The organism is Shinella sp. M27 (genome assembly GCF_049199905.1).
Classification (GTDB): domain Bacteria; phylum Pseudomonadota; class Alphaproteobacteria; order Rhizobiales; family Rhizobiaceae; genus Shinella.
Genome location: NZ_JBLZPK010000060.1, coordinates 141581 through 153366 on the forward strand (window position 1 = coordinate 141581; position 11786 = coordinate 153366).

Annotated in this window: 9 protein-coding genes; 2 read left to right on the plus strand and 7 right to left on the minus strand. The window is 62.0% G+C overall.

What is annotated here, in order from left to right:
* Positions 1–50: 50 nt before the first annotated feature.
* Entirely contained in the window at positions 51–1427 is a 1377-nt protein-coding gene (locus tag ACOZK4_RS22710) for a GH1 family beta-glucosidase (RefSeq protein ID WP_421593960.1), read from the minus strand.
* Positions 1428–1630: 203 nt separating this feature from the next.
* On the opposite strand from ACOZK4_RS22710, the gene ACOZK4_RS22715 reads away from it, so the two are divergent.
* Positions 1631–2521, plus strand: a complete 891-nt coding sequence (locus tag ACOZK4_RS22715; protein ID WP_421593961.1) for an HD-GYP domain-containing protein — start codon at positions 1631–1633, stop codon at positions 2519–2521.
* Between the two features lie 45 nt (positions 2522–2566).
* Here ACOZK4_RS22715 and ACOZK4_RS22720 read toward each other — a convergent pair whose 3' ends face one another.
* The 5 genes from ACOZK4_RS22720 to ACOZK4_RS22740 all read right to left on the minus strand — a co-directional run bounded on the left by ACOZK4_RS22720 (position 2567) and on the right by ACOZK4_RS22740 (position 8744).
* On the minus strand, positions 2567–3751 hold the full coding sequence (locus ACOZK4_RS22720; RefSeq protein ID WP_421593962.1) for a Gfo/Idh/MocA family protein: 1185 nt from the start codon (positions 3749–3751) through the stop codon (positions 2567–2569).
* 13 nt (positions 3752–3764) lie between these two features.
* Positions 3765–4817, minus strand: coding sequence for a sugar phosphate isomerase/epimerase family protein (locus tag ACOZK4_RS22725; RefSeq protein ID WP_421593963.1), 1053 nt, complete (start codon positions 4815–4817; stop codon positions 3765–3767).
* A gap of 193 nt (positions 4818–5010) precedes the next feature.
* Positions 5011–5961 carry a substrate-binding domain-containing protein gene (locus ACOZK4_RS22730; protein WP_313525643.1) on the minus strand — a complete coding sequence of 317 codons (951 nt, stop codon included), beginning with the start codon at positions 5959–5961 and terminating at the stop codon, positions 5011–5013.
* A 104-nt stretch (positions 5962–6065) separates the two neighbouring features.
* A complete protein-coding gene (locus ACOZK4_RS22735; protein ID WP_421593964.1) occupies positions 6066–7076 on the minus strand; it encodes an ABC transporter permease in 1011 nt (336 codons plus the stop codon).
* Positions 7077–7217: 141 nt separating this feature from the next.
* Positions 7218–8744, minus strand: coding sequence for a sugar ABC transporter ATP-binding protein (locus ACOZK4_RS22740; protein ID WP_421593966.1), 1527 nt, complete (start codon positions 8742–8744; stop codon positions 7218–7220).
* 207 nt (positions 8745–8951) lie between these two features.
* Between ACOZK4_RS22740 and ACOZK4_RS22745 the strand changes: the two genes are divergently transcribed.
* Positions 8952–9983: a LacI family DNA-binding transcriptional regulator gene (locus ACOZK4_RS22745; RefSeq protein WP_313525634.1), complete on the plus strand. Its 1032-nt coding sequence runs from the start codon at positions 8952–8954 to the stop codon at positions 9981–9983.
* An 8-nt stretch (positions 9984–9991) separates the two neighbouring features.
* On the opposite strand, the gene ACOZK4_RS22750 is transcribed toward ACOZK4_RS22745, so the two are convergent.
* Positions 9992–11500, minus strand: coding sequence for a methyl-accepting chemotaxis protein (locus ACOZK4_RS22750; RefSeq protein ID WP_421593967.1), 1509 nt, complete (start codon positions 11498–11500; stop codon positions 9992–9994).
* Positions 11501–11786 lie beyond the last annotated feature (286 nt).

Genomic DNA, 11786 nt, shown 5'->3' on the forward strand with positions numbered 1-11786 from the left:
TGAATCCTTTACGTTGACGGCGCCAATATCAGTAATTTCTGATATCGCGATCAAGCGGCCGGCTTGTGGTTGCCCTTCGGGAATTGACCGGCGAGCGCGCCGTACCATTCGCCGCTCTTCTTCACGGTACGCACCTGTGTGTCGTAATCGACATGCACGATGCCGAAGCGCATTCTGTAGCCTTCCGCCCATTCGAAATTGTCCATCAGGCTCCAGGCGAAATAACCGCGCATCGGATAACCTTCACCGATCAGGTCCGCCGTGATGCCGAGATGGTCGGCGATATAGTCGAGGCGCGGCTGGTCGTCGATCACGCCGTTTTCCACGCCCATATTGTAGCAGGCGCCATTTTCCGTGATGTAGCAATCGGGCAGCGCATAGTCCGCATTGAGCTTGCGGATGAGATCGCCGAGTGCCGGCGCAAAGACCTCCCAGCCGATATCGGTCTTGATATCCACCACCGGCGGCGCGGGCCGCGTCGCCGGGAAATCCGCGCCCTCGGTCGGGTCATCCGCCACACGCATCGGCGTGTAATAGTTGAGGCCCCACCAGTCGAGCGGCTGGGCAATCGTCTCCATGTCGCCCGGCTCGATTTCCGGCATACGATGGCCGAGTGCGGAAAGGAAGCGTTCGGGATATTCGCCCTTGAAGACCGGACCGAAGAAGACGCCGTTGTGGAAATCATAGGCGCGCGCGGCGGCATCCTGGTCGGCCGCACTGTCACTGCCGGCATAGACGGAATGGGCGTTCAGCACGAGGCCGACGGGGAGGTTCGGCTGTTCGGCGCGGATCGCCGCAACGCCAAGACCATGTGCCAGATTGGTGAAATGCAGCGCGTGAAGGGCCGCATCCATGTTGCGCTCACCCGGCGCATGGATGCCGTAGAGGTGGCTCAGCCAGACGGAGCACCAGGGCTCGTTGAAGGTCGCCACCGCATCCAGCCGGTCGCCGAGCCGAGCGATAACCGTCTTGGCATAACGTTGGAAGGCATAGGCCGTCTGCCGCGCCGTCCAGCCGCCGTCACCCGCCAGCATCAGCGGCAGGTCCCAGTGATAGAGCGTCGCAAAGGCCTTGATGCCACGTGCCTTCAGGCCATCGACCAGCCGATCATAGAAATCGAGGCCCTTCTCGTTCACCGCCCCCGTGCCCTCGGGAATGATGCGCGGCCATGCGATGGAGAAACGGTAGGCCTCCACGCCGAGCGACTGGATCAGATCGAGGTCCTGCTCGAGGCGGTTATAGTGATCGCAGGCGACATCGCCGTTATGGCGGCCATAGACCCTCCCCGGCATGTTGGAGAACGCATCCCAGATCGACGGCTTGCGGCCGTCGAGCTTCGATGCCCCCTCGATCTGGAAAGCGGCGGTTGCCACGCCGAACACGAAATCGCCGGGAAAACGGTCGGCAAGGGTCTTAGGGTCGATCATGGGGCGTCTCTCGATGTGGGCAACCTGGAGCAGGCGCTACTGCAACGTTGCAGTAAGGCGAGAACGAGCAAAAATCAATGGCGCAAAACCGCAATCGGCGTTTTCGTAAAAGCCACAGAATGCGCCATAAAACAGAGCATGCTTAAACAAAGATTAGGTTTTGTTCCTGCAAAATATCAGTGAGCAGGGATGAGGACACAGACGTGGTACGGAGAATTCCGAAGCATCTCGTACGCAAAGGCATGTTCGTCGAGTCCGTGGAATGCACCGCCAGCGAATTCTCCGGCCGGCGCTTTCTCATCCAGTCCGACGAGACCGTGCGGGCTATTCTCGCCACATCTGCGACCTATGCGTTGATCAACACGCAACGCAGCACGATCGATATCGATGCGGATGCTACCCTTGCAGCGGAGGAACGCAAGCAGACGCAGGAAAGCGTAGCCCGGAGCGCAAGCGCGCTGCGCGACAGCTTCGCCGCCGTGCGCTCCGGCGATTTGCGGGTCGAAATGCTTGGGCCGGTCGCCGACGAGATTTCCGACCGTATCGACGCCGCCCCCGATGTCTTCCTGAAGGTCACGCGCCTGAAATCCAAGGACGAAGGCACCTATGTGCACTCGCTTGCCGTCAGCGCGCTGATGATGCGCCTTGCACGGCTGCTCGACTATGACGACGCGACGGTTCGAGAGCTCGGCGTCGCCGGCCTCCTACACGATGTCGGCAAGCTGATGGTGCCGAACGCCATTCTCAACAAAACCGGCCAGCTGGAGGCGGCGGAGAAAAGCGTGGTGCGCGGCCATCCCGAAATCGGCTACCGGCTGTTGAGGGAGCTCGGCACCCTGTCGCCGTTGACGCTCGACATCACCCGGTTCCACCATGAAGTGCTCGACGGCAGCGGCTATCCGCTCGGCCTCAAGGCCGAGCAACTGAGCCAGGAAATCCGGCTTTCCACCGTCTGCGATGTGTTCGAGGCCCTGACCAGCGCCCGCCCCTACAAACGCGCCTGGACGACGCGCGACGCGCTCAACTGGATGTTCGACCGCGGCCACCTCTTCGACAAGAAGCTGGTGCTCCGCCTCGGCAGCATTTTCGAATAGTCCCAGCGGCCGCCGCTACACGCGACGGCCGGCAGGCAAAGTGCCTCAGACCTTGACCCAGGCGCCGTTCTTCTTCGACGACTGCACGCAGGCATCGACGAACAGCATGCCCTTGAGGCCGTCATCGATCGTCGGATAGGTGATGGCGGGATCGGCTTTGGCGCCGCTGCGCTTGGCATAGATCGCACGTGCAGCTTCCGAATAGATATTGGCGAAGCCTTCGAGGTAGCCTTCCGGATGTCCCGACGGCACGCGGCTCATGCGAGCGGCGGCGGCACCCGAGCCGGCACCGTTGCGGGTGATCAGGCGCTTCGGCTCACCGAAGGGCGTGTACCAGAGATAGTTCGGATCGGCCTGCACCCACTCGAGGCCGCCCTTGGTACCATAGACGCGCACCTTCAGGCCGTTCTCATGGCCGGGCGCGACCTGGCTGCACCACAGCATACCCTTGGCGCGGGCGCCGTCCTTCTCCTTGAAACGCATCATGACATGGGCGTTGTCATCGAGCTTGCGGCCCGGCACGAAGCTGTCGAGATCGGCCGAGAGCTCTTCCAGCTCCAGACCGGAGACGAAGCAGCCAAGATTATAGGCATGCGTGCCGATATCGCCGGTGGAGCCGCCCGCGCCCGACTTGCTGGGATCCGTGCGCCAGGCCGCCTGTTTCTGGCCGCTGCTCTCGATGTCTTCCGTCAGCCAGTCCTGCGGATATTCCATCTGCACCAGCCGGATCGTGCCGAGTTCGCCGTTCGCGACCATTTCGCGGGCCTGACGGACCATCGGATAGCCTGTGTAATTGTGGGTGAGCACGAAGAGCGCATCGCTCTCCTCGGCGAGCGTCTTCAGCTTGCGCGCATCCGGCAGCGTCGAGGTCAGCGGCTTGTCGCAGATGACATGGATACCGCGTTTCAGGAATTCCTTCGCCGCCTCGTAATGCACATGGTTCGGCGTGACGATCGCCACCGCCTCGATGCCGTTCTTCAGCTTGGCCTCGCGGATGGCCATTTCCTTGAAACTGCCATAGCTGCGCGACGGGTCGAGCCCCAGTTCGCGCGCCGACTGCTCGGCCTTTTCCGGCGAGGACGACAGCGCACCGGCGACCAGCTCATAATGATCGTCCAGCCGGGCCGCGATGCGGTGCACCGCGCCGATGAAGGCGCCGGAGCCGCCGCCGACCATGCCAAGCCGGATGCGGCGTTCCCGTGTTTCGCTTGCGCTTCCTTCGATTGCCATGCGGTGTTCCTCCTTAAAGTCCCAGCATACGCCGGTTCGCGGCCTGATCGGTGCCGCTGTCGGCAAAATCGTCGAAGGCCTTTTCCGTCACGCGGATGATATGGGCCTTCACGAATTCCGCACCCTCACGGGCACCGTCTTCCGGATGCTTCAGCGCGCATTCCCATTCAACCACGGCCCAGCCGGCGAAATCGTTCGCGGCCATCTTGGAGAAGACGGCGCCGAAATCGACCTGGCCGTCGCCCAGCGAGCGGAAGCGGCCGGCGCGGTTCACCCAGCCCTGATAGCCGCCATAGACCCCCTGCCGACCCGTCGGATTGAACTCGGCATCCTTCACATGGAACATGCGGATGCGGTCCTTGTAGATGTCGATATTGTCGAGATAGTCGAGGCACTGCAGGATGTAGTGCGAGGGATCGTAGAGCATGCAGGCGCGGGCATGATTGCCGGTGCGCTCCAGGAACATCTCGTAGGTGATGCCGTCGTGCAGGTCCTCGCCCGGATGGATCTCGTAGCAGACATCGACGCCGCAATCCTCGGCATGGTCGAGGATCGGCTTCCAGCGTTTCGCCAGCTCATCGAAGGCAGTCTCGACGAGGCCGGCGGGACGCTGCGGCCAGGGATAGACGAAGGGCCAGGCGAGAGCGCCGGAGAAGCTCGCCATCGCATCGAGGCCGAGATGCTTCGACGCCGTCAGCGCCATCTTCACCTGCTCGACCGCCCATTCCTGCCGTGCTTTCGGATTGCCGCGCACTTCCGGCGCCGCAAAGCCATCGAAGGCTTCGTCATAGGCAGGATGCACGGCAACGAGCTGCCCCTGCAGGTGCGTCGAGAGTTCCGTAACCTCGACGCCGTTCTCGCGTGCCTTGCCGGCAAATTCATCGCAATAGGCCTTGGAGGATGCGGCCTTCTTCAGGTCGATGAAGCGGCCGTCCCAGCTTGGAACCTGCACGCCCTTGTAGCCTATATCGGCGGCCCATTTGGTGATCGAGTCCCAGGAATTGAACGGTGCGGCATCACCCGCGAACTGTGCAAGAAACAGGGCCGGGCCCTTGATCGTCTTCATATCGGCGTCCTCCCAGGAACTCGGCCGATCCTCGCGGCCTGTCTCAGAAATTTTTGCGGTACGTACCACAGCGCGTGGAAAGCTATCGGCCTTTGGCGGATCGGGCAATGTGAAAGTGCGGATGAGACCCACGAAAAGGCGAAAGAAAAGCCGCCCGGATCATCATGTCCCGGGCGGCCTTCATGTCATCAGATCAGAACGGGGAGTCCGGGAAGTAGAAGTCCTTCGCGTTGTCCTTCGTCACCAGCGTGGCATCGATCGTGTAGACGCCGCGAACCGGGACCTGGCCGTAGAAATTGGCGGCGGTCATTTCGAGCGCGGTACCGACCATTGCCGGCGGATAGAGCACGTCGACCGGGATCATCTTGTCGCCATCCATGACCTTCTTGATCATGTCCTTCGAACCGGCACCGGCGATGACATACTGGATGTCCTTGCGGCCGGCCTGCTCGATGGCCTGGAGAACGCCGACGGCCATGTCGTCGTCCTGGCACCATACGACGTCGATCTTCTGGTACTTGGTCAGGTAGTCCTGCATGACCTTGAAGGCATCGTCGCGGTTCCAGTTGCCGTACTGGCGGTCGAGAACCTTGACGTTCGAACCTTCGATGCCCTTGTCGAAACCATCCTGGCGCTGCTGGTCGATCGGGATCGCCATGCCCCTGATAACGACGACTTCGGCGTCCGGCGTCTGGGTCTTGATATATTCGCCGGCCGTCTGGCCAAGTGCGAAGTTGTTGCCGGCGACATAGAGGTCACGCACGGAATTGTCGTTGGTGCTCGGCGCACGGTCGACTAGCGCGACGAAGGTGCCCTTGCCCTTGACTTCCTTGATGGCGTTGACCAGCGGATCCGGGTCGGTCGGCAGGATGACGAGCGCGTCGATGCCCTGCGTTTCCAGGTCCTGCACGGCATTCGCCTGGCTTGCCGGATCCGGCGAGGTCTTCACGATGACGTTGAGGCCCGGATTGCGCTCCATGAGGAGCTTGGCGACACGCTCGGCGTGATAGACGACGCCGGAGGTCCAGCCGTGGTCAGCCGCCGGAATGGAGACGCCGATCGTCACCTTCTTGTCTTCCGCATGAACGGCACCGGCGATCAGCGCCATCGCCGCAACCGTCAGGCCCAAAAGTTTCTTGCGCATGAGTTTCCTCCCAAAAGCAGGTCTTCGTTCCTCACCGGGGACCTGTGAACCCGGCTACGTCCCCGCAGGCCCGGCCGCTTTGCGCATGCCGGCCCTGCCTGGTCTCACGATTTCCGTACCAGCGAGCGCTGGACGAGCATCGCAATGATGATGATCGCGCCCTGAATGGCCCCGATCAGATATTCGCTGATGAAGTTGGAGAGCAGCATGATGTTGCCGACCAGTTCGAGAATGAAGGCGCCGCAGATCGTGCCCCAGACGCGCCCCGCCCCGCCCTTCAGCGCCGTGCCGCCGACGACGACGGCCGTGATCGCCTGGAGTTCCCACAGGATGCCGGTCGTGGCCGAGGTGGAGCCGAGGCGCGGCACATAGAGCAGCACGGCAATCGCCACGCAGAGTCCCTGGATGACGAAGGCGATGGTGCGCACACGGTTGACCGGGATGCCAGAATAGCGCGCGACATCCGCATTCGAGCCGACGGCGACGACATGGCGGCCATAGCGCGTGCGATAGAGGATGAAGGCGGCAATCGCGGTGACGACGAGGATGACGACGATCGGCACCGGCACGCCGAGGATGTAGCCGAAATAGGCCGGGCGATAGAGCGCCTGCAATTCCGGCTCGCGCAGGGTGATCGCGCCGCCCTGCGACAGCCACGTGGTGAGGCCGCGATAGATGCCCATCGTGCCGAGCGTCGCGATGAACGGCTCGATCTTGCCGACGGTGGTGATGAGGCCGTTGGCGAGACCGCAGGCCGCGCCGATGACCATGGTCAGCACGACAGCTGCCGCAAGCATCAGGCCCGGATCGGCAATCGCACCGGAATTCATGAAGATGATCATGATCGAGGCGACGAAGGCGACCATCGAGCCGACCGAAAGGTCGAGGTCGCCCGACGAGATGACGAAGGTCGCACCGACGGCGATGATCGCGATAAAGGCGCTGCGGGTCGCGACATTCGCGAGGTTGTTGATGCCGATGAAATTCGGATTGACCAGCGCACCGACGATAAGCAGCAGCGCAAGCGCAGCAAAGGGCGCGACGGCTCTCAGATCGACATCCCGCCAGCTTCGGCCGCGCGCCTTCGTTTCAACCGTATCTTCGCCTGCGGTCATGTTTGTCCCCAACCCAAAATCGTTGTTGCCCAGAGCATTTCCGGCAGACCGGAAATGCTCTCGCTTCTTGTTTTTTAACGCATTGTCCGACGCCGAAGCGAAACCGCTTCGGCTGGAAATGCTCTCGCAGCCCGCTGACGCTCAGGCCGCGGTCTTCTTCTTCAACCCTGCCGAATAGCGCATGATCTCCTGTTCGGAGATTTCCTCGCCCTCGAGAATGCCGACGATCCGCCCCTCGCGCATGACGGCGACGCGGGTGCATAGCCCGATGATCTCCGGCATCTCCGAGGAGACGACGATGATCGACTTGCCGTCGCGGGCGAGTGCGGAAATGAAATGGTAGATCTGCTGCTTGGTGCCGACATCGATGCCGCGCGTCGGCTCGTCGATGATGATGACGTCGGGTTCGGTCTCCATGACCTTGGCGAGCAAAAGCTTCTGCTGGTTGCCGCCCGACATGCGGCCGGCGACCACACGCCCGTCCCGCACGCGGATGTCGAAGCGACGGCGGGCACGCTCAAGCGCCGCGGCCTCGCTCTTCGGGCTGAGATAACCGTATTTGCCGTGCTGATCGAGCGATTGCAGCGTCAGGTTCGCCGTCATGCGGGAATTGAGCAGCAGGCCCTTATGCTTGCGGTCCTTGGTCATATAGGCGATGCCGACGCGGTTGGCGGCATGCACATCGCCGGCCGACACGCTTTCGCCGCGCACCGTAACCTCGCCTGAAACGCGCGAACGCAGGCCCGCGACCGCTTCCATCAATTCCGTGCGGCCCGAGCCGATCAGGCCGGAAAAGCCGAGGATCTCGCCCTTGCGCACCTCGAAGCTCGCATCCTGCACATAATGCGTCGTCAGCCCGGAGACGGCGAGCGTCACCTCTTCGTCAATGCTCGGCTCCTGCTTGCCGGGATAGAGACTGGAGAGCTCACGGCCGACCATCAGCTGCGCGATGGATTCGCCGTCGAGAATGCTGGTCGGCGCGGTCTTCACCCATTGCCCGTCGCGCAGCACGGTCACGCGGTCGGTCAGCTCCATCACCTCGTCCAGCTTGTGCGAGACGAAGACGAAGGATGTGCCCTTTTCGCGCAGCTTGCGCACCTGCCGGAAGAGATAATTGGTCTCCTCGCGGGAGAGCACGGCGGTCGGCTCGTCCATGAAGATGATGCGCGCATCACGGCTGATCGCCTTGGCGATCTCCACCATCTGCTTGTCGGCGATGGAGAGCGAGCTGATCATCGCATTCGCGTCGACATGCGAGCCGAGCTGGTCGAGCACGCGGCGCGTCTCAGTGCGCATGAACTTGCGGTCGAGCATGCCGAAACGGGTGACCTCGCGGCCGAGAAACAGGCTCTCGGTGACAGTCAGATGTTCGGCGAGGTTGAATTCCTGGTGGATGATGACGATGCCGAGATGCTCGGCCTGGCCGTTCGGCGGCAGCTTGACGGGTTGCCCGTCAAACAGAATCTCGCCCGAGGTCGGCTGCTCGAAACCCGAGAGGATTTTCACGAGGGTGGATTTGCCAGCACCATTCTCGCCCATCAGCGCGTGGATTTCACCGGCGCGAAGCTCGAAATTGACGCTGAACAGGACCTGCACGCCGTTGAACGACTTGCTGATACGGCGCGCGGAAAGAACGACGGGAGCCCCGTCGACAGCGTCCGGATTCATCGATTTCCTCCCTGCGGCTCCTCGACCGCTTGAGCATGATGTAAACCTTTACACGATCTATGTAAAGGTTTACATCATGGGATATCAGGAATTTTCAGCAAGCGCCGTTTGACCACCGGTCCAGTCTGTGTAGTGTCCCCGCACTTCGTTTGATTTCAGCAATTCCAGATCGCCAGACTGGCATTGCCACCGCCGAGTGAGAGCCAGTTGTCTGCATCCAGCCCCGCCACGATCGAGGACGTCGCGCGCATCGCGCAGGTCTCGATCGCGACCGTATCGCGGGCGATCCACACCCCGGAAAAAGTGGCGAATTCGACGCGGCTGAAGGTCAACCAGGCGATCGCCATCACCGGCTACACGACCAATGCCATGGCGCGCAGCCTGAGGCTTGGCCGCTCGAACATGATCCTCGTCGTGGCGCCCGATATCGGCGACCCCAACTTCTCCAACATCCTCGTCGGCCTGGAAAACGAGGCGCGCGCGCATGGCTACGGCATCCTGATCGGCCACACCCAGAACGATCCACAGCGCGGGCTGGAATATCTGAAGTTCCTGAATTCCAACCAGGCGGCCGGGCTCATCCTGTTCACCGGCATCCTGCCCTTCGGCCATCAGAGCATGACCGCGCGCCTGCCGCCCAGCGTTGGCGTTTTCGAGCCGGTCTATAATGGCGGCATCCCCTATGTCGGCGTCGATGACATCGAGGGTGCCCGCAAGGCCGTCGACCTCCTGATCGCCGAGGGACACCGCAAGATCGCCTTCATCGGTGATTCGCGCACGCGCCTCGCCTATAGCCGCCGCCGGCAGGGCTATGATGCAGGAATGGATGCCGCAGGCGTGCCGCTCGGTGAGCGCCTCATCCTGGAGGGCGACGGGACGATCGAGAGCGGCCGCCTCGCCCTCGAGCAGCTTTTCATGCGCGACACGCTGCCGAGCGCCTTCATGTGCGTCAACGACCAGACCGCCATCGGCGTGATGATCGGGCTTGGCGCGCGCGGCTACGATATCCCGAGCGATTTTTCCGTAACCGGTTTCGACGACGTGCCGCAGGCGAGCTTCATGACGCCGTCGCTGACAACGATCCGCCAGCCGCGCACAGCCATCGGCAGGAGCGCCATGGCGTTGCTCTTCGAGCTGCTGTCCAACAACGAACCGGCCGAAACGGAAATCCTGCTTCGGCCGGACCTGATCGTCCGCAATTCGGTGTCTACGCCCGCGCGGCGCTTCGTGCGCCGCTAGAGGTATTTCTAGCCGTAGCGGCGATGTGCCGGCTTCGCCGCGCGCTGTACGCGGGTCGCCGAGACGGTGAACCGGTCGACCAGCCCCTTCAATGTCGTACTGATCTGCATTAGATTGTGCGTGGCCGCATTGGTTTCCTCGACCATCGCGGCATTCTGCTGGGTCATCTGATCCATGCTGCCGACCGCCGTGTTGATTTCGGAGATGCCGGCCGACTGCTCGCGGGCGGAATTGCTCATGGCGTCGATATGCGCATTGACATGCACCACCTGCTCGCCGATGTGATGCAGCGCCTCGCCGGTCTTGTGGACCAAGGACACGCCGAGCTGCACGTCCTCGAAGGACTTGTCGATCAGCGACTTGATCTCCTTGGCCGCCTCCGCGGATTTCTGGGCGAGTTCGCGAACCTCCTGCGCCACGACGGCAAAGCCCTTGCCGGCCTCGCCTGCTCGCGCCGCCTCGACGCCGGCATTGAGCGCCAGAAGGTTGGTCTGGAAGGAGATCTGGTCGATCACGCCGATAATCTGGGTGATCTTGCCAGAGGACTCCTGGATCGCACCCATGGCGGTGACGGCCTGCTCGACGATCTGGCCGGAGCGCTTGGCCTCCTCCGTCGCGCTGCCGACGACGCGGCGGGCTTCCTCGGCACGGATCGCCGCCTCGCGGGAAATAGTGGTGATCTCCTCGACGGCCGCAGCGGTTTCCTCAAGTGAAGCGGCCTGCTGCTCGGTGCGCTTGGCCATGTCGTCGGTGGCATTGACCAGCTCGCCGGAATTGCCGGCGGCATCCTCGGCCGCCGTCACGATGGAACCCAACGTATCGTCCAGCTTTTCGATGGCGGCATTGAAATTGGTGCGCAGGCGCTCGAACTGCGGGGCGAGCGGCTTGGCGATGGAGGCCGTGAGATCGCCGCCGGCAAGCCGATTGAGCGAGGTGTCGAGCGCACCCAGCGCCTCCTCCTGCTCCGCGTTGCGGGCCTGCCGCTCTGCTTCCGATTTCTCACGCTCCTCCTGAAGGGCTTCCAGATAGACGGAGATCGCATAGTCCATATCGACAAGCGCCGCTTTCACGATGGCGTTGATCTCACCGCTGATCGCCGCAGCCTTCTTGCGGTAGAGAAACCCCTCGAGGTGCTTGGCGATGACGCCCTCGACGATCGCCTCTAGGATCAGCGCATAGCCGCCGATGTACCAGCGCGGCTCGAGGCCGAGGCGGGCATGGGTCTTGCCGATCGTCGTGACGGCATCGACATAGTGCGTGTCGAATTTCGCCGAACCGATCACTTCCCAATGCTTGACCTGACGCCCCTTGGCGCTCTGGATATGCGCCTCGTTGGAAAAGAACCGGGCCGTCTCGGGCGTCGCGCGGGCCTTGGTGTAGAAGATGTCGAGCGCGCCGCCGAGCGATGCCGAGATCGTCGGCAAGGCATTCTTCAGCGCGTCGCGCTGAGCCGTATCGAAATTGACGAACTGGAGACGTTCGTTGAGCTGCTGGGTCTTGGTATCGTGCACCGACATCCGAAAATTCCTTTGCTGCGGAGGGCAACTGGCGCCAAGTCCCGAATCAAGAGGCCGGCTTCCGGTTTGTCGTGATTTTTTGCAGTTGATAGTAAATAAACACTATAGATCGAAAGGAAATACTTGCTTCAAAATTGACGAACAACAATCCGGAATCAAAAATATCTGATAAGCGCTCCTTACTGTTATGATTGACACCAGTAAATACCACTTGATTCCATTGTTATTGAATACAACAAAAAGATATATCTAACCTTACGTGAGGCAAAGCGTTCCGCAACGTAGA